The 25,290-nt window shown below is 34.3% G+C and carries 19 protein-coding genes; 15 read left to right on the top strand and 4 right to left on the bottom strand.

Annotated features, from left to right (window positions below; translation table 11 throughout):
* Positions 1–141 precede the first annotated feature (141 nt).
* Positions 142–543 (top strand): DoxX family protein, encoded by a 402-nt coding sequence (locus AABD74_RS17325; protein WP_232682007.1) that lies wholly within the window; start codon positions 142–144, stop codon positions 541–543.
* A 64-nt stretch (positions 544–607) separates the two neighbouring features.
* Here the strand turns inward: AABD74_RS17325 and AABD74_RS17320 are convergent, their stop codons facing one another.
* On the bottom strand, positions 608–2,551 hold the full coding sequence (locus tag AABD74_RS17320) for a glycoside hydrolase family 97 catalytic domain-containing protein (RefSeq protein WP_406843710.1): 1,944 nt from the start codon (positions 2,549–2,551) through the stop codon (positions 608–610).
* A gap of 212 nt (positions 2,552–2,763) precedes the next feature.
* Positions 2,764–3,639 (bottom strand): NAD(P)H-binding protein, encoded by an 876-nt coding sequence (locus AABD74_RS17315; RefSeq protein ID WP_406843709.1) that lies wholly within the window; start codon positions 3,637–3,639, stop codon positions 2,764–2,766.
* 80 nt (positions 3,640–3,719) lie between these two features.
* Between AABD74_RS17315 and AABD74_RS17310 the strand changes: the two genes are divergently transcribed.
* Complete coding sequence (locus tag AABD74_RS17310) at positions 3,720–4,082, top strand: winged helix-turn-helix transcriptional regulator (protein WP_406843708.1); 363 nt, start codon at positions 3,720–3,722, stop codon at positions 4,080–4,082.
* A gap of 271 nt (positions 4,083–4,353) precedes the next feature.
* Entirely contained in the window at positions 4,354–4,602 is a 249-nt protein-coding gene (locus tag AABD74_RS17305; RefSeq protein ID WP_232682002.1) for a hypothetical protein, read from the top strand.
* Positions 4,603–4,675: 73 nt separating this feature from the next.
* Here the strand turns inward: AABD74_RS17305 and AABD74_RS17300 are convergent, their stop codons facing one another.
* Positions 4,676–4,939: a hypothetical protein gene (locus tag AABD74_RS17300; RefSeq protein ID WP_232682001.1), complete on the bottom strand. Its 264-nt coding sequence runs from the start codon at positions 4,937–4,939 to the stop codon at positions 4,676–4,678.
* 474 nt (positions 4,940–5,413) lie between these two features.
* Here AABD74_RS17300 and AABD74_RS17295 point away from each other — a divergent pair, with 474 nt between their 5' ends.
* The 5 genes from AABD74_RS17295 to AABD74_RS17275 all read left to right on the top strand — a co-directional run bounded on the left by AABD74_RS17295 (position 5,414) and on the right by AABD74_RS17275 (position 14,273).
* Positions 5,414–5,971, top strand: coding sequence for an RNA polymerase sigma-70 factor (locus tag AABD74_RS17295; protein ID WP_232682000.1), 558 nt, complete (start codon positions 5,414–5,416; stop codon positions 5,969–5,971).
* Positions 5,972–6,087: 116 nt separating this feature from the next.
* Positions 6,088–7,011, top strand: a complete 924-nt coding sequence (locus AABD74_RS17290) for a FecR family protein (protein WP_406843707.1) — start codon at positions 6,088–6,090, stop codon at positions 7,009–7,011.
* Positions 7,012–7,132: 121 nt separating this feature from the next.
* On the top strand, positions 7,133–10,516 hold the full coding sequence (locus AABD74_RS17285; RefSeq protein ID WP_406843706.1) for a SusC/RagA family TonB-linked outer membrane protein: 3,384 nt from the start codon (positions 7,133–7,135) through the stop codon (positions 10,514–10,516).
* Between the two features lie 18 nt (positions 10,517–10,534).
* A complete protein-coding gene (locus AABD74_RS17280; protein ID WP_406843705.1) occupies positions 10,535–12,070 on the top strand; it encodes a RagB/SusD family nutrient uptake outer membrane protein in 1,536 nt (511 codons plus the stop codon).
* 379 nt (positions 12,071–12,449) lie between these two features.
* Complete coding sequence (locus AABD74_RS17275; RefSeq protein WP_406843704.1) at positions 12,450–14,273, top strand: alkaline phosphatase; 1,824 nt, start codon at positions 12,450–12,452, stop codon at positions 14,271–14,273.
* A 343-nt stretch (positions 14,274–14,616) separates the two neighbouring features.
* On the opposite strand, the gene AABD74_RS17270 is transcribed toward AABD74_RS17275, so the two are convergent.
* Positions 14,617–15,156 carry an AAA family ATPase gene (locus tag AABD74_RS17270; RefSeq protein ID WP_406843703.1) on the bottom strand — a complete coding sequence of 180 codons (540 nt, stop codon included), beginning with the start codon at positions 15,154–15,156 and terminating at the stop codon, positions 14,617–14,619.
* A 222-nt stretch (positions 15,157–15,378) separates the two neighbouring features.
* On the opposite strand from AABD74_RS17270, the gene AABD74_RS17265 reads away from it, so the two are divergent.
* From AABD74_RS17265 to AABD74_RS17235, 7 genes are all read left to right on the top strand, one after another.
* Positions 15,379–15,960: an RNA polymerase sigma factor gene (locus AABD74_RS17265; protein WP_232681994.1), complete on the top strand. Its 582-nt coding sequence runs from the start codon at positions 15,379–15,381 to the stop codon at positions 15,958–15,960.
* A gap of 161 nt (positions 15,961–16,121) precedes the next feature.
* Positions 16,122–16,970: a FecR family protein gene (locus tag AABD74_RS17260; RefSeq protein WP_406843702.1), complete on the top strand. Its 849-nt coding sequence runs from the start codon at positions 16,122–16,124 to the stop codon at positions 16,968–16,970.
* 105 nt (positions 16,971–17,075) lie between these two features.
* Complete coding sequence (locus AABD74_RS17255) at positions 17,076–20,318, top strand: TonB-dependent receptor domain-containing protein (RefSeq protein ID WP_406843701.1); 3,243 nt, start codon at positions 17,076–17,078, stop codon at positions 20,316–20,318.
* A gap of 523 nt (positions 20,319–20,841) precedes the next feature.
* Positions 20,842–22,158 carry a hypothetical protein gene (locus AABD74_RS17250; protein WP_232681991.1) on the top strand — a complete coding sequence of 439 codons (1,317 nt, stop codon included), beginning with the start codon at positions 20,842–20,844 and terminating at the stop codon, positions 22,156–22,158.
* Positions 22,159–22,226: 68 nt separating this feature from the next.
* Positions 22,227–23,075: a T9SS type A sorting domain-containing protein gene (locus AABD74_RS17245; RefSeq protein WP_232681989.1), complete on the top strand. Its 849-nt coding sequence runs from the start codon at positions 22,227–22,229 to the stop codon at positions 23,073–23,075.
* A 46-nt stretch (positions 23,076–23,121) separates the two neighbouring features.
* On the top strand, positions 23,122–23,895 hold the full coding sequence (locus AABD74_RS17240; protein WP_406843700.1) for a hypothetical protein: 774 nt from the start codon (positions 23,122–23,124) through the stop codon (positions 23,893–23,895).
* 37 nt (positions 23,896–23,932) lie between these two features.
* Positions 23,933–25,285 carry a S41 family peptidase gene (locus AABD74_RS17235; RefSeq protein WP_406843699.1) on the top strand — a complete coding sequence of 451 codons (1,353 nt, stop codon included), beginning with the start codon at positions 23,933–23,935 and terminating at the stop codon, positions 25,283–25,285.
* Positions 25,286–25,290: the final 5 nt, after the last annotated feature.

Raw genomic sequence — 25,290 nt, 5'->3', positions numbered from 1 at the left:
ATTTATAAATAATATTTTTCATAAATAAACAAATGCTGATTCCAAATATAATTTTACTATTTTTACTCTTAGCAGCTATCATACAGAACAATTGTTAGGTATGAAATACTGAATTGTTTTATTAACCTAATTATTAAAAAAATGAAAAAAAACAACGATTTTGGTTTGTTAATACTTCGTATTACAATTGGATTTTTAATGCTTTTGCATGGTATTTCAAAATTTAAAGGCGGTTTAGATTTCATAAGCGGAATGCTTGTTGAAAAAGGACTTCCGGGTTTCTTTGCTTATGGAGTTATCGTAGGTGAAGTTTTGGCACCAATCTTAATTATAATTGGTTTTAGAACCAGAATTGCTGCTTTGATTTTAGCTTTCAACTGTTTAGTTGCAGTTTTAATGGCACATAGTCAGGATATTTTTAAAATTAGCGATCACGGAGGATGGGAACTGGAACTTTTGGGATTGTATTTCTTTACGGCAATTGCTTTGTTTTTTACCGGAGGAGGAAAATTTAGTATTTCAAAAAAGAATAATTGGGACTAAAAGAACCTAAAATATAAAAATATAAGCGGCCGTTTGAGCCGCTTTTTATTTTAAATTTATAGGTTTAAGGCATAAATAAAACCGCTCCGCCATTTGCAGAAAGCTCCAGATTATAGGAAGCGTTTTCCAGTTTTTTACTATTGAATTTTGATTCAGCACCTTCGCCATCAGTTATTATAGAAACATTTTTGCCTTTCAGCATTGGTAAATTCACCGTGATGGTTTTTGCTTTATTTTCACCATTGATTGCGGCAACATACCATTTTGTATTTTTTCTGCGGGCAATTACGCAATATTTGCCCGGATAGCCGTCTATAAAAAGTGTTTCATCCCAAACCGTTGGAACATTTCTCAGATAATCAAATAAGCAGGCTGGTTTTTCAGTTAAGTTTTCAGGTGTTAATCCCCAATGTTGTATTGCCGAAAAGAAAACAACTGCTGTTGCCATTTCAAAAGCATCAGTAGTCTGGCGAATAGTACCTTTGTTTGGTTCACGATGCAAACGTTTGTTAAGAAAAACAGGACCAAAATCCATTGAAGCTACTGCATTTCTTGTAAAAGGGTAAATAGCTGCAGTCGAAGGATATCTGTCACTAAATGCCTGCTGAAAAACTAAATTTTCTGATGCAAGTACAGCTTCACTTGTCATATAATTAGGATACATTCGTTCCCAGCCGCGGGGCAGGGTAGTACCATGAAAATTGATATTCAGTCCAAATTCTGCAGCATCAGTAAGTATATCATGATAAAGTTTCATAGTCTGCTGTTTGTCTCCGCCAAAAAAATCTATTTTTAAGCCTTTTACCCCAATTTGCTGCAGCCATTGCATTTCTGCACGTCTGGCTTCTGGCATACTCATTTTGTCTTTTGGTGTTTGTGGGGCAGTATTCCAGTTTCCATTTGAATTGTACCAAAGCAGTACACCCACATTTTTTGATTTAGCATAATCTATTAATTCGACTATTTTTTCTTTTCCAATATTAACATCCCAAAGCGCATCAATTAAGATAAATTCGCATTTCATAGTGGCTGCAAGATCAATAAAAGTTTTTTGGTCTTTGTAGTTGCAGCTTTCATCCTGCCAGACAATCCAGCTCCAGCTTGCGCGGCCTGCATTGAATATTTTTGAAGTTTTTATAAGCGGTTTCACAACATCTGTTGAAACTGTTGATTCAACAATTGGTTTTAAAGTTTTGCCAAGTGTTATCGTTTTCCATGAAGTCTGCATAGGCAGAACTCCAGAGGCTGTTATTGGTCCGTTATGGTTGTTTTCGCCTTCTTGTGGAAAAACAGCCGTATAGATTCCATCTGGAGATGCATCACTCAATCGGGTTCCTGGATAATTACCGCTGATGCCAGTTTCGGAAATTAAAAGCCAGCCTTTATTTTCGACGTGAAATAGTGCCGGAAAAGTAAAACCTAATCCGTATTGCGATTTCGATGCAATAGGTTCTTCTCTCGTATATTCTTCTTCATATGATGGTTTTGTTTTCTCCCAGCCGCTTAACGGAGGAGCCTGCGGTGTAATAAAAGTGGTCGATTTTAAAGGAAGTTTAAAACCTGTAATTTCTTTTTCGATGATACAGTTCCCATTGTTTTTTTTGCTTTTCGGTATTAAATAACTAAAAGCGACATCTGTATTGGTAACTCTGAAAATGATATTAAGAGTATCATTAGCAGTATTTGTAAAGATGCATTTAATTTCATTTGCCTTATAATTCACCTGACTAACTTTAGAGCGATCTAGTTTATAAGATTCTTGAATTTTAGCTGTTTTACTGCCAATCAATTTAAGTCCTTTTGTAAAATCTCCTGCGGAACTCATTAATCCTAAAGGCGACTGTTCGAGGAATTCTTCTTTTTGATGAAATATCTGGTAGTAAGCAAGACCATCAACTACTGAAACTTCAAGTTTTATATTTTTATCGGGGCTTAATGTTGAAAGACGCTGTGCCTGAAGCGAATTTGAAATTGTAAATAAAAGAAAACTAATAAGGAGATATCTCATTTTTTGTGGCATTTTGGTTGGTTAGTAAAGTATAAAGTTTTAAAAACGACAATAAGTGTAAAAATAACACTATTTTTTCTAAAGAAAAATTACGGGAAGGGAAGTATTTGAAAAATTTGTGATTTTTAGAATTGATTTATTTAAGATTTCCTAAAAGCAAAAAAAAAGCAGCAAATTATCTTTGCTGCTTTTTTTTTTGCTTTTACTTGTAATTAGAATTTTGTTGCAAACTGCCGGGCAAAATTTTCCAATTTTATTTTTCCATCAACAGCTGCTTTGCTTGCTGTAAAATGTTCGATGATTTTTCCGTTTCTTAAGCCGGTTCCCATTTCGGCATATAATTTGGCAATTTCTTCTGGTATTCCGGCCTGTGCCATTCCTTCAAGGGCCTGCTCATCTGTAAATTCTATCCAAGGCAGTTCTGGTTTTGCAATTGCAGTTCCCAAAACTTTTGCAGCTTCACCCGGAGTACGAACATCACTAATAATATATCGGATATTTTTTCCAGCCGGAGTATGCTGTAATTCTTCGGCTGCAGCCTGTGCAATATCCTCAGGATGCACATACGGGATTTTTATATCTGATGGATAATTAGATCCGATAATTCCGGCCCCTTTAACCAGCGGAACATCATTATAAAAATTAGTAAAGAAGAAACCTGCTCGTAAAAAAGTGACAGAAGTATTTAGTTCATTATACAATTTTTCAATGTTATGAAGCCCTGTAATTGGCCCGGTTCCAGATGGTAAATCAGCACCAATACTGCTTAGCATTACAACTCTTTTTACCTTAGCTTCTTCAATTGCTTTTGCAAACGATTTACCGGCTGCAGTTGTATTTGCGATTACATTTGCTCCTCCTAAATTTGGCGGTGTCATTGCAAAAAGCGCATCTGAACCCTTTAATGTTTCCAGTAAAAAAGCGACATCGCTTACAGAACCTATAGCAGCTTTTGCACCCAGATTTTCTATATCTGTTTTTCTGTCTGGATTACTGCTTATTACGGTTACGTCGTGACCGGCATCAACAAGTTTTGCGGTTAATGGTTTTCCTATGTTCCCTAAAGAACCTGATACTATAATTTTCATGTTAAATAATTTTTTTATTACTGTCACAAAGGTATCTTTGTACTTACTTTTATACAAGTACTTACCCTATAGTATGTATCATGACAGCAATTAAAGTATCATCGACAATTCAGGAAAATAAGCAGTACGCACTGGAAAAATGCCCTGTAACTTTTGTAATGGAAAAAATAGGCGGTTATTGGAAACCCATAATTCTTTGGCATTTATCAGAAGGCAATAAACGCTACAGCGAATTAAAAAGAGCAATTCCTGCTGTTACAGAAAAAGTGCTTATTCAGCATTTAAAACAATTAGAAGCAGATGGTCTTGTGATTAGAGAAGCAAAACCAGTTGTACCTCCTTTTGTAACTTACAGACTTAGCAATGCCGGAGAAGGTTTACTGCCTGTTATTGAGGCAATGGCTGCCTGGGCTTTTAAGGTTAAGGATGGAGAGTATTCGTAGGTTTTTTTTAAGGTACAAAGTGACAGAGATACAAAGTGACAAAGGTTTCAAATTAGTATCTAATTTGGGATTTTTCTTTGTCAAAGTTTTAAAAAAAAACTTTGCATCTCTGTCTCTTTGTATCTATTATTTTTTAATAGTATAATTCTTAATTGTTGATAATATGCTAATAAACAGTTAATAACTAGTGCTTTGGTTTCTATATACTTAAATATGCTAATGTTTATATTTGATAAAGAAATAGTTAAGGGATTAATTTAAATATTAATATATGGAACGAGCTATAAAACTAAAAGTACGCAAAGAATTAGACGGACGTGAGCAGTTTAATGTAATTAAGTTAAAAGGCAGTTTAATCTCCAAAGGCTACACTGAAATAATACATATATTAGATCAGGACGAAAATTATCATATCAATTCTTTTGCAACTTCTGCAGAAAGCAGAAATGAAGTAAAAGATTTTATTGCTGATTTTATTTCCAGCCAAAATCTTGCCGACGCTGTTACTGTTTTCAAATAAAGAAATTATTTTGCGCCACAAAAAAAGCTATCTGATTTCAGATAGCTTATATGATTATTTATTAGCAGGGAGCTTATAATGGCCGGTCATAGCTCTCCAGGTTTTCTTCTTCATCTTCGTAATAATTGTCATCTTCATCATAAAGGCTGTCATCATCATCTTCATCGTCCCAGGAAACATTATTGCTTTGACCTCTAAAATATTGGCTGATTTCCTGATCACTGCATATTGTTATGGAATCATATAAACAAAAAGATTCTTGGTTTCTAAATGTAGTTTCTTCATTTTGAAAATCCGGATCATATCGACGGTCATTTTCTTTTACTTCAAAATCCATGATATCAGTATTTAGAGGTTAATAATTCCGCTTAAATTTTTATCATATATTACAAAACTTAATGCGGGATGGTAAATATAAGGCTGTTAATCATAATAATTTTATAGTTTAAAATTTAAAAGTTATATAATTCACATTTTCAATGTATTAACTTTTTTTTGAAAAAGAAAACTCTGAATTATAAGGCGAACTAATTTCCATTTCTTTAGCAGGACAGCCATTAATTTTCTTCTTTCCGGTTTCTTTTATTCTATTGGTAACAAACAATACGAAATGTTAATACAATGTTTCATAATCCTGCTGTTTTATTAATGTAAACGTAACCTAACCGACCTACCCTCATTTTTAATTTTGAAGACATATTATTAAACAAACTATTGTAGTATATGTCATTTTTTAAAGTAAGAATACTTCACAAAATAAATGTTTTCGCAGACATTATTTTCCTGGCCAATAATAATAAAGTGAAGTATTATGTATAAAGGTTATTCTGATGAAGAACTTGTTGAATTATTAAAACAAGGAAAAGATAAAGCTTTTGACGAACTGTATTTTAGATACCGTGATTCACTGGTGCGTTTTGTTTACATGAGGATGAAATCAATTCCAATTTCTGAAGAAATTGTTCAGGAAGTTTTTACCACCATCTGGGAACGACGTAAAACAATTGTAATTCAAAAAAGTTTTGCAGCATACATCTACACTTCAGTTCGCTATACAACCTTAGATTATATCAAATCGCACACGGTAACAGATCAATATATTCAGGAAGTTTTAGACCGAAATACCGTTTCTTATAACAGCCATAATGCAACCGAAGATTCTATTTTTTATGATGAATTACAAATAGCGGTTGACAAAGCAGCCTCGTTACTTCCTAAAAAATCAAAAGAGGTTTTTATTCTCAGCCGGATCAAACATTATTCTAATAAGGAAATTGCTGATGAACTTAACGTTTCAATCGATACGGTAAAATATCATATTACGTACGCCTTAAAATTTATGCGGACTTATTTAGGAGAGTTTAATTGATTTTAAAATTTCTGAAGTGATAAGCTAACTTTTTTTCTTAACAAAAGCGTAACCTTTTCAACCTACCTGAATTTTCAATTCCCAAGACATACTATTAAAGACATAAAGAAATTATAATGCCTGATAAATTAAAACAAGAAATAAAACATTTTTTAGGAGGGAAGTATTCTCCAAAAGGACAAGAAATGTGGAATAAATGGTACGATAGTACCAATGAAGTTTTTGAGAATATGGAGACCATAAAATCAGATCGTTCAAAACTAAAAAAGGAATTAAGACAAATAAAGAAATCAAACACGGTTATTTTTCTTCAAACTAAATACTGGGCAGCTGCGGCTTCATTACTGATTTTATTTGGGCTTTCTTTTTTTGTTTACCAAAAATCAATAAACGCTGTTGAAACTAAAGAATATGCAGCAAAGTTAGGCGAACATGCTAAATTAACATTAAGCGATGGAACACAAATTTGGCTGAATGCCGGAAGCCGTTTAAAATATCCAAAAGAATTTAAAGGAGATACGCGTGAAGTTTACCTTACCGGCGAAGCTTTTTTTGATGTGGCTAAAGATAAAAAACATCCGTTTATAATCCATACCGATAAAATGGACACCAAAGTATTGGGAACGAGTTTTAATGTTCAGGCATATCCAGACCAAAGAACACAGGAAGTTTCTGTTATGACCGGAAGAGTAAACGTAAAATCGACCGTTACAGAAGAAAATGTATACGTAACTCCGGGTCAGAAAGTGGTTTTTAAATCAAAAAACAACAAACTGCAGGCTTTTAAAGATGTTCCTGTAAATACCATTTCGTTATGGCGTAAAAATATAATTGTTTTTGAAGATACGCCAATGCCGGAGGTTATCGCAACCATAAACAGAAACTACAATGTTGCCATCGAAATTAAAAACAAAAATCTAAACGCACTTAAAATAAACGCCTATTTCAAGGAACTCCCTGTAGATCAGGTTGTGGCTCTTGTATGCAATATTGTAAACGCCGAGTATAAAGTTGAAGGCGGGGTTTATAAAATACAATAGCAATTATTAATTGTGAATTGTTAATTATGAATTATGAGTTAAAAATTAAAAGCCAAAATAAGAATCTAAAATCTGAATTCTAAAATCTAAAATTAAAACCAAATCTAAAATCCAAAAAACTATGAATGAAAAACAAAAGCGGTACGTCGTAAAGTTTCAAAGCATTAAAAAAGCTATGTGGGCAAAAGTAATCCTGTTTATTGCTTTGTTTTTTACCGGATTAATAAATGCCGGAAATATTGATTTTGATAAAAAAGTAACCTTAAAGGTAGAAAATGAAAGCTTGAAAAATGTTTTTCAAAAAATTGAAAATCAGGCTAATGTGCATTTTATGTACGAATCAAATCAAGTTAATACGAACCAGAAAATCAGTTTAAAACTTACAAATGTTAAACTGGAGCAGGCATTAGATAAAATATGCAGTAATTTTTCTCTTCGATATGAAATTGTAAGCAACAATATTGTAATCAAGAAAAGTGTAAAAGTTGCAGCAGCAGATCAAAACAAAATTACTGTATCGGGAACTGTTTTTGGCGGAGACGATAATATGCCGCTGCCGGGAGTAGGCATTAAAGATAAAGGTTCTAATGCAGCAGCAGCAACAGATTTTGACGGGACTTTTAAAATGGAAATCAACGCGTCTGAGGCAGTACTTATTTTTTCATACGTTGGTTATGTAACACAAGAAGTGAAAGTAACAAAATCAGAAAATATCACTGTAAAATTAGCAGCCGATATGAAACAGCTTCAGGAAGTTGTGGTGATGGGTTACGGAAGCGTAAAAAAGAATGAAGTTTTAGGATCTGTTGGTTCAGTTTCTATGAAAGAAACATCAAGCAGAACATATAATAATGCGGGTGAATTATTGCAGGGAACTGTGGCCGGTGTTACCGTTATCAACGATGGAGGAGACCCAACAGCTTCGCCAACAATCAATATTCGCGGTATTGGATCTTTAAACGCAGAAACTCCGTTAATTGTTCTGGACGGAATTATTTACAGCGGTTCATTAAATACTATAAACCCAAATGATATTGCTTCGATAAATGTTTTAAAAGATGCGGCATCGGCTGCGATTTACGGAGCGAGAGCTTCTGGAGGAGTAATTTTAATTACGTCTAAAAAAGGAATTTCGGATAAAATTAATGTAAACGTTAATTATCAGGGAGGTTTTCAAAATGTGGCTAAAAAACTGGAAGTTTTAAACGCTGCAGAATATGCTGATGCCATGAACACAGCGAGAGATAATGCTGGTTTACCAAGAATTCCTGCTTTTGATACAGCTTTTGAACCAACTGCAAGAACAACAAAAACCAACTGGATGGATGAAATTTTCCGTACAGGAGAAATTCAGGATTTATCTATTTCGATAAATGGAAAAACAGAAAAGTCAAATTTCTTTCTTTCTGGAAGCTATAGAAGAAACGAAGGTATTTTGCTAAATACTTTTGGAAACCGTTATACAGTAAGAGCTAATTCATCTTTTAAACTGGCTCCTAACTTTACAGTTGGAGAAAATTTATCCTATTCCTTAACAGATGGCCAGTCTGCCAATACCTCAAGTGCCTATACAGGAGCTATTTTAGGGGCAATTTTTTATCCGCCAAATGCAACAGTTTACAGAGAAGATGGTTCTGGACAATTTGGAGGAGTCCCTGAAAAATATATTGGTTCTTATGGAGACGTTATTAATCCGGTTGCTTACTTAAAACGATTAGATAACAGAAACCCAATTTCTACGGTTTTGATTAATCCTTATGCAGAATGGGAAATTATCGAAGGTTTAAAAGTGAAATCAAACTGGGGTTATACCAGAATACAAGATAACGCAACAGATTTTACGGTTAAAATTACTGAACCGGGAAAAATATTCGATTTTAACAGACTGACCAAAAAGTCAATGACAACTACTGATTTATTAAGCGAGCAGACTATATCTTACGAAAAATCATTAGGAAAACACAACTTCAAGGCTTTAGCAGGATACACCTTTCAGGAAACCAAAAGAGATTATTATACAGTAGAAGGAACTGGTTTTGATAACGAAGATTCGTCTCAGCGTTATTTACTGAATGCTAAATTAATTCAGCAGACCGATGCAGGTTTATCTGATGAAATTATTTCTTCTTATGTGGGAAGGTTAAACTACGATTTCAATCAAAAATATTTATTATCAGGAATTGTACGTCGCGACGGAACTTCAAAACTTTTACAAAATAACCGTTGGAAAGTGTATCCATCAGTTTCGGCAGGATGGTTAATTTCTGAAGAAAGTTTCATGAAAAGCATCAACCCAATTGTAAGCAATTTAAAACTTCGTGCAAGCTGGGGACAAATAGGGAACTTAGGAAATCTTGGACCATACCAGTTTAGTGTGCCTTTAACTCAGACAACAGCTTTAATTGGAGCAGCTCCGGTTATCAATTATGGTTATTCTGAAAGAGAACTTTCAAATCCAAATTTAAAATGGGAAAGTTCAGAGCAGACCAATATTGGTTTAGATTTTACGATGTTGAACAATTCTTTATTAGGTTCTGTCGATGCTTATATAAAAACAAACAAAGATATGTTGGTTCGTGACCAGCTTCCGGGTGTTTCAGGAACTCCTCAGGGTAGAATTGTAAATTCCGGAGATGTTGAAAACAGAGGTATTGAAGCAAGTTTAACATACCAAAAAACACGCGGGGAATTTAAATTTGATGTAACAGCAAATGCAGCATTTTTAACAAATAAAATTGTTTCTATTAAAGACGATTTAACTTCACTTGAGCCTTTAAACTTAAGCCGTGTTCGTAGTTTACCATTATCGAACATTTATCAGGTTGGAAGCCCGGTTGGCGCTTTTTACGGATATGCAACAGACGGATTATTTCAAAGCACTGCGGAAGCAAAAGCCTACGTAAATTCGAAAGGAGTGGCATATCAGCCAAATGCAGTTGCCGGAGATATTAAATTTAAAGATGAAAACGGAGACGGTGTAATTAATAACAGCGACAGAGTAGTACTTGGAAGTCCGTTTCCTAAAACAACTTACAGTTTAAACGCCAATTTCAAATACAAAGGATTCGATATGAATATCTTTTTTAACGGAGCGGTAGGAAACAGTGTTTTCAACGCCGTTAAATATACAGGTTTAAACGCTTCTTTCCCAGGTTACAATTTATTGGCTGAATCTAAAGATGCATGGTCGCCAACTAATACAGATACTAATATTCCGGTTCTTTCTGCTACAGACAACAACAATAACTTTGGCCGAATCTCAGATTTTTATATTGAAGATGCTTCTTTCTTAAGATTAAAAAACGTGTCAATAGGATATACAGTTAAAGAAAATTGGTTAAACGGAAAAGCAAAACTAAGATTCTTTATTTCTGGACAAAACTTGTTTACAATCACAAATTATTCAGGAATGGATCCTGAAGTTGGTCTTAGAAACTTTGGAATGGATGTAGGTAAATACCCGCTTTCACGTATTTATATGACAGGTGTAAACGCTACTTTTTAAAAATATAAAATAAACAAAATGAAAAAATTAAGTCTTTTATTATTAAGTTTTGTGCTATTGGTAAGCACCTCAGCTTGCGAGAGTGAACTTGATGTTATTCCGCAGGGAGCGCCGTCAAGCGGAAATTTCTGGAAAACTCCGGCAGACGCACAAGCAGGAGTAAATGCTATTTATGCGTTGTATTCTGATGATAATATGTACGGTCGTGGTTTCTTTTGGTTAAACAATGCCAGCGACGACATTGGAACAAAACCAAGACAAAATGCAGAACGTATTAAAAACTTTATTGTTGACGGATCAGAATCTGATACAAAAGATATCTGGAGGCTTCATTATGAAATTATGAAACGCTGCAACGACGTAATTCGTAATATACCAAATATTCCTCTTGATGAAAAAACAAGAAACGGAATGCTGGGCGAAGCTTATTTTAATCATGCTGTAATGCATTTAGAATTAGCGTATCATTATGGAGATGATCGTGCCGGAATTCCTATTCAGGATAGAGAAAACTTTACTAATGTTTATGTTCCTCGCGCTAAAAACGTTGGAGAAAACTACGCTTATATCGCCGCCGATTTAAAAAAAGCTGCTGATTTATTACCGTATTTTGATGAGCTTACGCCTGACAATTACGGACGTGCGCACAAAACTGCCGCATGGGCTTATTTAGTTCGTACGTATTTGTATGCTAAAGATTGGGATAATGCTATAAAATATGCGAACATGATTGTAGCAAGCGGAAAACATAAACTGCTTGACAATTTTGAAGATGTTTTTAAAATTAAAAACAACTGGTCTACAGAATATATCTGGTCAGTAACTTCCAGCGCAGAAAACACAGGTCTTGGCTCAATTTTCCCTGGAGTTTGTTTAGAAGATAAAGGCTGGGGAGCTTATAATGGCTGGGGAAATTTTTATCCAACAAAAGAATTGTTTGATACCTATGACCCAGCTGATAAAAGACGAAGCGCTACCATACTTCAAAAAGGAGATAAATTCGTTTATTTTGGACAAGAAGTAACGTTTAATGAAGGAAGTTATATTGTAAGTTCAAGTAACAGAACGGGTTATCAGTTTAAAAAATATATGGAGCCGTTTAGTTATCCAAAAACAAATTCCGGAGCTGTAGATATTCGTTACGTAAATGCAAATGGAGACAAACCTTCAACAGCTTTAAATGTTCCGCTTTTACGTTATGCAGATGTGCTTTTAATGTTGGCAGAAGCAAAGTTAATGAAAGGTCAAAACGCAGATACCGAAATCAATTTGATTCGTCACCGTGCAGGTCTTAGCGATCTTGCCGGAGCAACATTAACAGATTTAAAAAGAGAAAGAAGATGCGAGTTAGCAGGTGAGTGGACAGACCGTCATTTTGATTTAGTTCGCTGGGGCGATGCTAAAGAAGCTTACGCAAAACCGCTTCACCATTATAACGGAACCGTAATTTACCCGGCACGTAATTTCAATCCTGCTATTCACCATGTGTGGCCTATACCGCCAGATGAAATTGCAGTGAGTAAAGGCGCTTTGACTCAAAACCAAGGATGGTAGTTATCAATTATCAATTGTTAATTAATAATTGATAATTAGTTTGTTTGTTTATTTTTTTTTTACGCTGCAGGCTCGTTGTGGAGTCTGCAGGCGGTAAAAAAATAATGGACAGCATTAAATATTATAAAACCAGTCTTTTTTTGAAAGACTGGTTTGTGTTTATAAAGTTTGTTATTCCGAGGAACGAGGAATCGCACTAGAAAATCCGTATAGAGCGTCCCCAATCTTTGTAGAGTTGCGTGTGCGATTCCTCGTTCCTCGGAATGACAAACAAACATTATGACAAACAAACATTATGACAAACAAACATTATGACAAACAAACATTATGACAAACAAACATTATGACAAACAAACATTATGATAAAAAAACATTTTCAATGAAAAAAATATTCACCCTTTTCTGCCTTCAATTCTTCCTGTTTGTACAAGCACAGGAATATACTTCCTCCAACATTCATTCGCATAACGATTATGCAAGTCCGCTTCCGTTTTATGGAGCATATTCAAACGAAACCGGCGTTATCGAAGCCGATGTTTTTGTAATAAATAATGAATTATTTGTTGCGCACAACTTTAAAGATATTACACCTCAGAATACACTTAAAAGCATGTATCTGGAACCACTTTCTTTAAAATTAAAAAGTTTAGGAAGTAAAGCATATCCAAGCAATAAACCTTTGATTTTTATGATTGATATTAAATCAGATGCCGATGCTGCGCTGAATGTTATTGCGCAGCAGTTAAAAGCATTTCCTGATATTATTGTAAATAAAAACATTAAGGTTGTTATTTCAGGAAACAGACCAAACCCTGCACAATGGAAAAATTATCCTGAATTTATTTATTTTGACGGAAGGCTTAACGAAGAATATTCTCCGGAACAATTAGCTCGTGTTGAAATGATCAGTGAAGATATAAAAGTGTTCACGCCTTGGAACGGTAAAGGAGTTTTAACACAAGCCGATTTAGAAAAAATTCAGGCAGTGGTTAAAAAAGTCCACAATCAAAATAAAAAAATCAGATTTTGGGGCACGGCAGACAACGTAAATACGTGGATGACTTTGATGAATTTAAAGCTTGATTTTATTGGTACAGATAATGTTTCAGAGTTGACACATTTTATCAATAATATTAAATCAACGTTTTATCAAAATACAGAATTTCATCAGGCGTATGTTCCTAAAAATGTTTCGGCTTTCGCCAAAAAGAAACCTAAAAATGTTATCCTTTTAATTGGTGACGGAATGGGATTAACGCAGATTTATGCTGGTTACACGGCCAATAAAGGGCAGTTAAGTCTTTTTAATATTCCAACACAGGGACTTTCTATCACAAAATCTTCTGATAGTTATATTACAGATTCTGCCGCCGGAGCAACAGCAATGGCAACAGGACATAAAACCAATAACAGATTTATAAGTGTTGATGAAAGCGGAAAACCTTTGGAATTAATTACACAGCAATTGGCCAAAAAGAATTATAAAACAGCGATTATTTCGGCAGGAAATATTACAGATGCAACTCCGGCCGCTTTTTATGCACACCAGCCGGATAGAAGTTACAACGAACCTATAGCAAATGATTTCCTGAGTAATCCGTCAGATATTTTAATTGGCGGCGGAACAAAAGAATTTAAAGCCAGAAAAGACGGGAAAGATTTATCTAAAGTATTGGTTGAGAAAGGATATTCTTTTTCATACAAATTCAGTGCTTTAGATACTATTAAAAACAATAAATTTGTTATTGCAGATGATGCAGCGGTAGTTTCAATGAAAAATGGAAGAGGAGATTTCTTAACTAAATCTTTTGCTAAAACAGTAAGTACTTTTGCAAAATCAAAAAATCCGTTTTTTATCATGGCCGAAGGTGCGCAGATCGATTACGGCGGACATCAGAATAATGTGGAATATGTGGTTCGCGAAATGCTTGATTTCGACAAATTAGTAGGGCAGGCAATGGAATTTGTAGATAACAATCCTGAAACCCTTTTAGTTGTTACGGCAGATCACGAAACTGGCGGACTTTCGTTAATCGACGGAAGTATTGAAAAAGGTTACGTTCACGGAAGTTTTAGTACAAACGATCATACGGCAGTTTCGGTCCCGGTTTTTGCATACGGTGCGGGTGCTCAGAATTTTGCAGGTGTTTATCAAAACACAGAAATTTATGCTAAAATAATAGAAGCAATTACTAAAAAGTAATGTTCTAAAAAAAGCAAAGAGGCTGTCTCAAAAGTCGAGACAATCTCTTTTGCTATAATTATTTTTTTGTTTTAGTAACTCAATTAGTCACTTTTTGATATCCGATTTATCATTCCATAGGAATCTTTCGTAGGTAGAAAAAAAATAAAGATCTCCGCATTTACGTTCCGTAGGAACGTTTGATAGGTCAGATTATTAAAAAACAATGTCTAAACCAAACGTTCCTACGGAACGTAATCCATGATAACAATATAATTTTGCTGCCGACGAAATGTTCCTACGGAACAAGGAAATACATAAAACGATAAAGAGGCTGTCTCGACTTTAGGCAGTCTCTTTTTATTTATAAATTTATTTTCTCCAATATAAGTCCTATTCTTTGGCTTACGGTTAAATCTCCTGATATTTTTAAAATAGGAAAATTGAGAGTTTTTAACCACTTTTCATGAGCTTTTAGGTTTCTGCTGGCAATTCCTTTGCTATCATCATAATCTGAAGCCCAGCTTATAAAATCCTCAAATTGTTTTATTCTTTCCGGTTCGGTATAAATTACGTTTCCATATCTTTCAAATTCTCTTTTCTTCAGACGTTCCATTCTAATTTCGGGTGGAATGTGTAAAAAGATCACTAAGTCAAAATCAGGAAAAATATTTTCTCCCCATTCAAATATAGAACCTCCAAGAATCCAGTTTTTCTGATTTTTTAACTCTAATTGTATTGTAGAATTTCTCTCTTCAGGATCTCTTCTTATTGTAAAAGGAGTTTCTGTTTTCTCCCAAAAATAGGCATCGCTGTCAAAGTAAGGTATGTCTAATTTTTTGGACAATGCTTCGCCAGTTGTCGTTACGCCGCTTCCGGATGCACCAAAAATATGAATTTTCATTACTAAGAATTACTTACTGATTTGTGCATCAAAATTACAAATCTTTTAATGATTTGCTAATACAGCAATTTTTAGAAATGCGAAAACCTTTTGTAAAAACCTCTTAAATTCAGGAAAGAGGTTTCAATATTAATAAATTATTAAATGACCAAATTGTAAAAAATAAGAATAAATGTTTATTATACTTTTGTAAGGCTCTTCTTTAACATTTAAAATTGCATTATGAGTTCTAATTTGATATTAAGGTTGCGTGCGGGAGATGATTCTTGTTTTAAGGAAATATATGAATTGTATCATTTTAAAGTTTTTTGTTTTGTCAAAAAATACACTGCGCAGCTTGCAGATTCAGAAGATGTAACGCAAAATGTTTTTATTCACCTTTGGAAATACCGTGCAAAATTAGACCCAAATGTTACGCTTGAAGCCATTCTGTTTAAAAGTTCTAAACAGGAAATCTCAAAATGGTATAAAAAGCAAAACCGAATTTTTTCTGTAGAAGACGATCAGCTGATTAAGGAACTCGACAGTGCCGCTGAACCAGATGAAGATATTAGTTCGCAGCTGGAAAAAATTGAATACCTGCTTAATAAAATCCCTGAAAAAAGAAGAAAAATATTTAGTCTTCATAAATTCGAAGACCGCAGTTATAAAGAAATTGCGGTTGAAATGAATATGTCTCCAAGTGCCGTAGCCAACCAAATATCAAAGACATTACAATTTTTAAAGAAAAACTCGATAAAGAACCATGAGCTTTATTGGTTTGCACTTTTCTTTATCAGTCAATCTGAATTTATTGCATATTAGTTTGTCAGAAATGACAAAAACACGTTTTATGCTGCCAAATCTTCTCGCAGATTAAGAAAACGTTAATAGTAGCAATACCCCGTGACATTTAGAAGAATGAAAATCTAATGTAGTTGAATCGGGGAGATTCGCGCATGATTTTCGATTCTAAATAAATCTAAATGAAAAATAAAAAATTAAAAGAAGAATGGAATGCTATACCCAACAGAGGTATTCTTCCAAATGATACAGAAGCCCGAATGTGGGATAATATTCGAAAGGCAACCATTCATAAATATAGAAACCTTTACAATTGGGCAGCCGTGGCGTGTGCCGTAATTGTTCTTTCTATTGGAAGTTATCATTCTTTAAACCAATTGGATTTTTCTAAACCAAAAATTACTTCAACAATAACTTTTAAAGATGATATACGTCTTATATCGCTGCCTGACGGTACAAGAGTCTGGCTAAATCAAAATACAGAAATTGACTATCCAGCAAAATTTTCAAAAAAGGAACGAAACGTAACTTTAAAAGGTGAAGCCTTTTTTGAAGTAAAGCGAGATGTTTCCCGTCCGTTTATAATTACTTCGGGAGCTGTAAAAACAACTGTTTTGGGTACTTCATTTAATATCAAAGCCTACAATGACAATGATGCACAGGTAAGTGTGAGGACAGGAAAAGTAAAAGTAGAAAGTACACAAAATACTGTTTTTCTTGAAAGAGGCTATAAAGCGGTATATGCTGATAAAACTTCTGTAGTAAATAAAGAGAAAACATCCAGTTTCGAACCAGAGTGGAAAAAAGTTTTACTATATGTTGACGGTTTAACCCTGGATGAGGTAATTACAACGCTTAAGCGCGATCATAAGTTTACGGTGAATTACGTTGATGACAATTTAAAAAATCTAAAAATACAGGGGACTCTGGACACTCGACAAGGCTTTTATGAAACACTGCAAACAATCGCTTTTGCTTTAGAAATTCATATAAGCCCCGCAGGAAATAGTACTTACATAATCAGTAAATAGCATTTAAAATGCAATTTCTGTCTTACAGCCATTATTTTAAAATAATAAAATAATTAACACAAAATATCTCATTAAAATTAATTACATAAACTAACAATTTCAACTATGAACAATGATTTTTCCAGGCATTATTTTACTGCCATCTGGATTTTGTTTTTGGGATTTCTTCTCGGAACAAACACTATTTATTCGCAAACAGGAACCGTATCGGTTGATTTTAAAAACTCTTCGCCTCAAAAAATCATTGATAATTTAAAATCACAAACGCCATATCAATTTGTTTATCAAAAAGATCTTGACCTGAGTTTTCCGCTTGTTACCCTAAAAAAAGATAATGTAACGATTGATGAAGTTCTAAATGATTTACAAAGTTTAACCAATTTAGATTTTAGAAGAACGGATAATAATATTGCGGTTAAAAGAAACGACGCAGTTAAAAAAAAAAGGAGAGGGAAAATTACTGGAAAGGTAGTTGACAACAACGGGCTTTCGTTACCGGGAGCGAATATTAAAGTTGTTGAAACAGGTTTCGGTACACAGTCAGATATTGATGGTAATTATATTTTAGAGTTAGAAGCCGGAGAATACACAATAGAGATAAGTGTGATTTCTTTTCAAACCCAGAAAATTACGAATGTAAAAGTACAAGAAGGAGAAGATACACCGCTGGTTGTTTCTTTGCAGGAAGATGCACAATCGCTAAATGAAGTAATCATTGTACAAAACTATAAACAGGCTGCGGCTTCGGTTGAAGGAATGCTGTTGCAGCAAAAAAAAGCGGCGCAGTTTTCTGATGGTATTTCGGCAGAACAAATTGCAAGAACGCCGGACAGAGATGTAGCGGCTTCATTAAAACGTATTACAGGGGTTACAACAGTAAATGATAAATATGTTGTAGTACGCTCAATGGGTGAGAGATGGAACCAGGCTGTTATGGACGGAATCGCTTTACCAAGTACAGACGCTTATCAGCAAAATTTTTCTTTTGATATTATTCCAACAGCAATGGTAGAGAGTATCGTGGTAAGCAAATCTGCAACTCCGGATATGTATGCAAATTTTGCCGGAGGGTATGTAGAAGTAAAAACAAAAGATATCCCAAAAGAAAATTTCACCAATTTCTCGATCAGCAATTCTTATAATAGCAAAAGTACCTTTAAAGAAAGGCTGACAAGACAGGAAGGCGATTATGATTATTGGGGATTTGATGACGGAAGACGTGATTACCCTACTAATCACACAACAATAGACCCGCCAACAACAGAGGCAGCATCTGGGCCTTTTATTGATTATTCGAAGCTATTTACCAAAGATAATTTTAGTACTTATAAAACGTATGGAGCGCCGGGAACTACGCTTCAGTTAGGTTTAGGGCGTGTTTATAAATTAAAAGACAATAACAAATGGGGGTTTGTAGGTTCTTTTATTTTTAAAAACACGCAGGAAACCTTAGAAATTGAGCACACACAAAGAGGAAGTTACCAAATGAATTCTGAGTTTACTCCAGAGAAGGACAACTCAAGCTATTCAACTTTTACAAAATATGGGTTTAGAAATTCAGGAAACAACTATAATTATAATTCAACATTAGGCGGTATGTTTAACGCTGCAATCCAGCTTGGCAGCCATAAAATTACAACGCGCAACACCGTTATGCACATCTACAATAATCAATTGACACAAATCAGCGGCTGGGCCGATGGAGCCTATTCTATTCAGGAAATAGTAAGCGGCAGTATTTTACCTACTACATCAGAGTCTAATTATCCGGTTTATACAACTTTTATTCAAAATAAAATCGAGGGAAATCACAAATTCGATAAACTTGAAGTGAATTGGTACGGAGCATACGGAAATGTTACAAAAGATACTAAAGATGCGACATTTGTAGATATAGGCAGGGAAAGAGTAGGCGATGATATTGTGACAAACTATAGTGTCAATAATAACGGAAACAGATTTCCGTTTAGTCGAAGTTATTTTACAAATGATGAAGTAGATTACAACTGGGCCGTAAATTTTAAGTATGCTTTTAATTTTAGCGATTCTTTTACAAACGATATCAAAGCAGGTTATTTTGGGACTTATAAAAAAGCAACCAATCAACAGGAATCTGCAAAATTAATTACGGTTGGCCAACCGACAGCTTTTGCAACAATTTATGAGCCATTGCCGGAATTTCTTGATGGATCAAATTATTATTATGGCGGTTTTGGCTGGCAGAAATATGGCATCTATGGTAATAGATATGTTGGAGACGTAAAAGTGCATTCTCCTTATTTAATGCTCGATGATAAAATTGGTCAATACATAAGATTTGTTTGGGGAGTAAGGGCAGAAAGTTATTTATATACTCAAATAGAAAGCCAGTCTGAAACTCCAGATGGTTTTTCAGATGTGCAGGGAGATGATAAAGTATGGCAATTTTTGCCATCGGCTAGTTTAATTATCAGCCCGACTAATAAAATGAACGTAAGATTGGGTTACAATAAATCAGTTTTACGTCCGCAGTTTGCAGAACGTTTAAGTATTCCATATTATGATCCGCTTCGTGCTGCTAAAATATACAATTATACAGATGGATTGGTTTCAAGTGTTGCCAACAACTATGATTTAAAATTAGAATGGTTTCCTTCCGGCGGTGAAATTTTATCTTTTGGGGTTTATCATAAAGATATAGATAATCCAATAGAATCTGTTGGATTTTTAAATCCATCGGGCGTTAGGGATATCTATAATATTAATTCAAACAAGGCTAAACTTTGGGGAGTTGAATTAGAATTTTATAAAAGTCTTTCATTTTTAGGAGAAGGTGATATTTTAAAACATTTGTTTGTTTACGGAAATGCTTCTGTAAATGATACCAAAGTTACTTCATACGTAAATCTTGATGGTACAGGCGGACTTTATGAAGCAAACAGACCGCTTTACGGGCAGTCGCCTTATACTTATAACTTAGGAATGGATTATATAGGCGAACGTTTTGGATTCAGCCTTAGACATAATGCCATTGGAGATCAATACATTTTAGTTGGTTTTGACTATTCGGCAGAAGAGATTCGTATGCCTTATGCGCAAACAGATGCGCAGTTGAGTTATAAATTTTTCAAAAAGAAAGACCTGCAGCTAAAATTTAGTATAAAAAATATGTTTGATGCGGGCGTTCAGACTTACAACAATACAAACAGCTATAGTAAAATAGAAGAGGTTCCTGTAGGATCAAATCCAAGGTCAAGATACAGCCTCGGAGCCAATGCAACCAATAAATATGACCCGGATATTGATCAGGTAGTTTTTAAATCATTTGCAGGAAGAACGATTAGTATTTCGCTGAATTATGATTTTTAAGATTAGCTATTGTTAATACTAAATTCATAATCATAAGTATTTTCCTGCTGAATATTAAGAAAAAGTTAACAATAAAAAACACCCATGATATTCTGCTTTTTCAAAAGCTAATACTAATAAATAAGCTGGTTGGGTAAAAAATAAATGCTCTTTTTGCTGAGAGTATTTAAAATGTTCTTCGAAAAGTTTAAACATATAAAAGAATGAAAACTGCAGATATACGGAATCTTCAATTTAAGCCAAAAATATAAAAGTAAAGAAGGCATTAGGTTTATCATATCCAAAGACATTTATCTTTTTGTGTATTTAAATTTTAAAGAGAACTGAAGTTGATCCTTTCATTGAAATGAAAAAAATCCTAATAGTGAAAGATGGAAGTTAGGTAAGCTCCCCCGGACGGTAAAACGGATGTGTTTGAAAAAACAAATTTACCAAAAACGAGAAAGACCTGAGGAAAGAAATTTTGCTGCTCTCTCCAAAGGCCTAGTTTAATAGCGGCAAATATAGCAATAATTAAATTATTATGAAAAAATTTTTTATGTTCGCAATTGTAGCTCTACTTGTGAGTTCTTGCCAAAATGATGATTCTTCTGCTGATTCTTCTTTTTCTATTAAAGCTGCTGGGGCTGACTACAGCGGATATCCTGCAACAGTACAAACTGTAAGCGGTGATATTACAACAAACACAACTTGGACAAGTGACAAAGTTTGGGAAATTAACGGAGTAGTTCGTGTAAAATCCGGAGCTACATTAACAATCCAGGCTGGTACTTACATTAAAGCAAAACCTCTTGCTGCAGGTGTTGCTACCGGAGTTCTTGTAATTACTAAAACTGGTAAAATTAATGCACAAGGAACTGCAAATGCTCCAATTATTTTTACAAGTTACAATTTATTAGATGGCAACGCTGGAACTACAGCAACCCCTGGAGACTTTGCTGGTGTTGTAATTTTAGGTGATGCTCCGGTAAATAACGGATCTGTTACTAATATTATTGAAGGATTAGGTGATCAGCCTAATGTTTCTGATTTTTACTATGGGGGGGCTAACAGTACACATAACGGAGGAACTATTTCTTATGTTCGTATCGAATTTGCAGGACGTATCCTGGATGCTGCAACTGGTGTTGAAATCAATGGTTTAACTTTTGGCGGTGTTGGTTCTGCTACTGTTGTTAACCATGTTCAGGTATCTTACGGTAGAGATGACTCATTTGAGTTTTTTGGTGGAACTGTAAATGCTACACACTTAGTTTCTTTTGCACCAGATGATGATAACTTTGATTTTGATTTAGGTTATACAGGAACAATCACAAAAGCTATTGCACTTGCTGATATTAATTCTACTCATAGTACAAGTGGTACTGCACCAAACTTAAGCCCGGATTCTAATGGTATCGAATTAGACAACAATGCCGGAGGTACTTCTACAGCGCTTATTACCCGTCCTGTTATTTCTCAATTATCTATTATCGGTGTTAGTACTCCTGCTGCTGCTAATTCGTACGAAAATGGTATTCACGTACGTAGATTAGGGCAAATAAGCCTTACTGATGCTACTGTAACTGGATACAACAGAGGAATTAACTGGGAGGCCCCTTCTTTATCATCTAATTCTTCTTGGTCAGCAATATCAATCCATGGATATGTTAACCCAGTATTGCCAACAACAACAGTTTTAGGTTTTGGAAATACTACATCAACTGTTAACCCGGGAACTAAATGGTCATTAACGCAGCCATTCTTTAATGATGGAGCTTTAAACTTCACTGGTGCTACAGGTGCATTTAAAACTGAGGCGCTTTGGACAAATACTTGGACTAAGTTTACAGGTTTCTAATTATAAGGTTAAGCAATATTTAATTCAGCATGGGCAGCATTCCTGCCCATGCTTTTTACAAATAAAATATGAAAAAAATTATACTATTATTTTTATTACTAATGATTACAACTGTATCATCTGCCCAGTTTACAATTTGGGAAGATGATTTTGAGGATGGTGATGTTTCAGACTGGACTTTATTAGATAAAGATGGTAACGGCAGTAACTGGAGTGCCCGAAAAAACATCCAGTTTGATGAAAGTACAGGCGGTATTAAAGACGGTAATGTAAATATATTAGGTACTTATAATATTGACTTAAACACAGGCGCACCGCTTGAAATTATAGAACAAAACTGGGCCATGCTGCCGGCAGTAGATTTATCGTATTACAGCGGAAAAATTGAATTGAATTTTACTGCGCAGATGGCTATTTTCAGCGGAAGCAAAAACATTTTAATTTATGGAGGAACATCTCCGGACCCAGCTTCAGCGACACTTTTAGGAACTATATATCTGGAAAGAGTGTCACAATTAGATGCAGAATTTAAAGATTATGTTGTAGATATTTCGCAGTTTACAGGAAACCAAAACGTTTACATTTCCTTATTAAATGAAAACACCAATTTTGTTGGATACGAAGTCGATAAAGTATGGATTACTGCCGAAGCACTATTGGGTGTTGACGATTTTGATAAAAATAATACTATACGCCTTAAACAAAATCCTGCTGCCGAAAATTTAGAATTAGAAATAAGCGAGCAGTTTCTAAACGAAAATTTTTCAGCAAAAATTTACAGCTCAGCAGGATTGTTAGTGAAAAGTAATGCAGATTTAAAAGAAAATATTTCGGTAGCGAATCTTCCGCAGGGAATCTATTTTCTGGTAATTTCAAATGATACAATTTCAAAAAAAATAAAATTTATCAAAAAATAAATAGATAATTATTTTCCGAAATAATTATAAAGACAAAATATAAAATATGAAAACTAAAATTGTTCCAATACTTTTATTTTCAATTGTACTTATCCTTTGCCAGGCCTGCATAAACGAGGATATGGTTCCTTACTATGAAAAACAGCAGCCCGGAAAAGTTGTAATACGCGGTTATAATGCCCAAAAAGATTCTATACAGATAGCGGTAGACGGAAAAATCCTAAAGGAAGCTAAGATTGATGCCTATATAAAAAAAATTGCCAAAGATCACGAATTTGTATTTTATTCAGATAAAGCTAAAGTGGTTGAAATTACCAATAAAGTAAGCAAGCAGCTTCTTTATTCATATAAACTAACAACCGCAAAACCTATTGATACAATCTCTTTTTATACAAAAGAAGATTTATGGATTGAAAATGTTCTGGCGGCAAAACCCGGTAAAATAACGCAGGCTGGTTATGCCGGTTTTAAATTTATTTTTCCAACACTAAATAAATATTCTGCAAGCGGTTATACCGGAAAACTAGACGGAATTATGCGCAAAGTAAATGGAGAAGTAGTAGGGGTAGTAAAAAATATTGGTAAAGATACTTACAGCGATTTTATAGAATTTCCGTCAAGTCTGCCTCCAATTATCAGAATGGAACTTGTTAAACACAATACAACCGAATCTTATATAAACGGCAGACAAGTAATTACAGTTATGCTGATGTTACCAAACAAGTCAAGATTAATAGTATTGGATGAAAGAAAAGATGAAAGCGGAAAATTTTTGAATGTAGATGCCAGCTTGAATCTAGTGGATTACTTTGATTTTTAATTACTTAAATGATTTAATTAATTCCAAAAATAGTATAATGAAAAACTGTTTGCATAGTAAGCTGTCTTTTTTATTTTTTGCCCTGTCTCTTATTTCCTGCGAAAGCACAGATGGGCCAATAACGTACAAAGAAAACTCAAATGAATATGTAAACGACTGGATGTACAATCAAATGAAAAGATATTATTTATGGAATAATGCAATAAAAAACCAAGGTAATTTAGCATTGAATCCAAAGGAATATTTTAAAACATTACTGCAGTCTGAAGATATTTATTCCTACGCATTACATCCAGAAAAGCCCGAAACTGCACCGCAAAGCCTGAGGAATAAATTTGGGTTTGACGTAAGTTTTATAGCATTTGAAGGAAAATATTATGGTGTAATATTATATGTTTTAGAAGATTCTCCGGCAAAAAATAATGGTCTTCAAAGAGGTCAGTTTATAACCCATGTAGATGGAACAGAATTGAAACTTGAAAACTATGACAAACTATATACTGCCATGACTGCAGAAACGCAGCTGGATTTAAAATTAATTTCCTATTCAGCTCAATTGGGATTTTCTAATCCGGTATCAGTTTCATTATTGCGGGGTTTTACATTTTCGCAGCCCATTACATATCAGGTAATAGAAGATAAAAATACTAAAATTGGCTATGTAAACATTCCGCATTTTGATGTTGGACAAGCCCAATTGTATTTGCAGCTTTTTCAGGAATTAAAAAGCGTATCGATAACGGAGCTTGTTTTAGATTTAAGATATAATGGAGGAGGAGATATCTCATCTGCAGCAGCATTAAGTATAATTTTGGCCCCAAACATAAAAGCAGAAGATCTTTTTATAAAATTTGAAGGAAATCAAAACGGAGGAAATGTTGACCAGTCTTTTGCTGAGGCTTTAAAAAGCAATGAATTCTCAGTAAGTTTTGATGCTTTGCGCAATTCGCATCCTTCGATTAATAAAGTTTATATTTTATGCGGAAAATGCACAGCATCGGCATCAGAACTTATTATTAATAATCTAAAACCCTATATGGAAGTTATTACAATTGGCGAAAAAACATTTGGTAAAGATGTAGCAGGATTTCCAATTGCAGACGATCGCAATCCGGCCAAAAGAGGCTGGGTATTATATCCTTCCATATATAAATTATTTAATGCCAGACATGAAGGTAATTATTCAAAAGGAATAAATCCCGAAATCTATTTAAATGAATTGCAGCAGCCGGAAGTATATCTTTTAGGCAATCGATCTGAAACTTTATTGCAAGGAGCTTTAAATAACATATCAGGAAATACAAATAAAATAAAAACAGAAACTGTACAGTCATTGCCGCTCAGTGCAATAAGTACAGATATAGACCCGCTTTTGCAAATTACACCATGAAAATT

This window comes from Flavobacterium soyae (assembly GCF_045348165.1).
Classification (GTDB): domain Bacteria; phylum Bacteroidota; class Bacteroidia; order Flavobacteriales; family Flavobacteriaceae; genus Flavobacterium; species Flavobacterium soyae.
The sequence above is the reverse complement of the archived record's forward strand: the minus strand, read 5'-3'. Positions and strand labels throughout refer to the sequence as shown.

Coding starts and splice junctions, on each gene's coding strand:
- AABD74_RS17325 (WP_232682007.1), top strand. CDS start 142: ATGAAAAAAAACAACGATTTTGGTTTGTTAATACTTCGTATTACAATT.
- AABD74_RS17320 (WP_406843710.1), bottom strand. CDS start 2,551: ATGAGATATCTCCTTATTAGTTTTCTTTTATTTACAATTTCAAATTCG.
- AABD74_RS17315 (WP_406843709.1), bottom strand. CDS start 3,639: ATGAAAATTATAGTATCAGGTTCTTTAGGGAACATAGGAAAACCATTA.
- AABD74_RS17310 (WP_406843708.1), top strand. CDS start 3,720: ATGACAGCAATTAAAGTATCATCGACAATTCAGGAAAATAAGCAGTAC.
- AABD74_RS17305 (WP_232682002.1), top strand. CDS start 4,354: ATGGAACGAGCTATAAAACTAAAAGTACGCAAAGAATTAGACGGACGT.
- AABD74_RS17300 (WP_232682001.1), bottom strand. CDS start 4,939: ATGGATTTTGAAGTAAAAGAAAATGACCGTCGATATGATCCGGATTTT.
- AABD74_RS17295 (WP_232682000.1), top strand. CDS start 5,414: ATGTATAAAGGTTATTCTGATGAAGAACTTGTTGAATTATTAAAACAA.
- AABD74_RS17290 (WP_406843707.1), top strand. CDS start 6,088: ATGCCTGATAAATTAAAACAAGAAATAAAACATTTTTTAGGAGGGAAG.
- AABD74_RS17285 (WP_406843706.1), top strand. CDS start 7,133: ATGAATGAAAAACAAAAGCGGTACGTCGTAAAGTTTCAAAGCATTAAA.
- AABD74_RS17280 (WP_406843705.1), top strand. CDS start 10,535: ATGAAAAAATTAAGTCTTTTATTATTAAGTTTTGTGCTATTGGTAAGC.
- AABD74_RS17275 (WP_406843704.1), top strand. CDS start 12,450: ATGAAAAAAATATTCACCCTTTTCTGCCTTCAATTCTTCCTGTTTGTA.
- AABD74_RS17270 (WP_406843703.1), bottom strand. CDS start 15,156: ATGAAAATTCATATTTTTGGTGCATCCGGAAGCGGCGTAACGACAACT.
- AABD74_RS17265 (WP_232681994.1), top strand. CDS start 15,379: ATGAGTTCTAATTTGATATTAAGGTTGCGTGCGGGAGATGATTCTTGT.
- AABD74_RS17260 (WP_406843702.1), top strand. CDS start 16,122: ATGAAAAATAAAAAATTAAAAGAAGAATGGAATGCTATACCCAACAGA.
- AABD74_RS17255 (WP_406843701.1), top strand. CDS start 17,076: ATGAACAATGATTTTTCCAGGCATTATTTTACTGCCATCTGGATTTTG.
- AABD74_RS17250 (WP_232681991.1), top strand. CDS start 20,842: ATGAAAAAATTTTTTATGTTCGCAATTGTAGCTCTACTTGTGAGTTCT.
- AABD74_RS17245 (WP_232681989.1), top strand. CDS start 22,227: ATGAAAAAAATTATACTATTATTTTTATTACTAATGATTACAACTGTA.
- AABD74_RS17240 (WP_406843700.1), top strand. CDS start 23,122: ATGAAAACTAAAATTGTTCCAATACTTTTATTTTCAATTGTACTTATC.
- AABD74_RS17235 (WP_406843699.1), top strand. CDS start 23,933: ATGAAAAACTGTTTGCATAGTAAGCTGTCTTTTTTATTTTTTGCCCTG.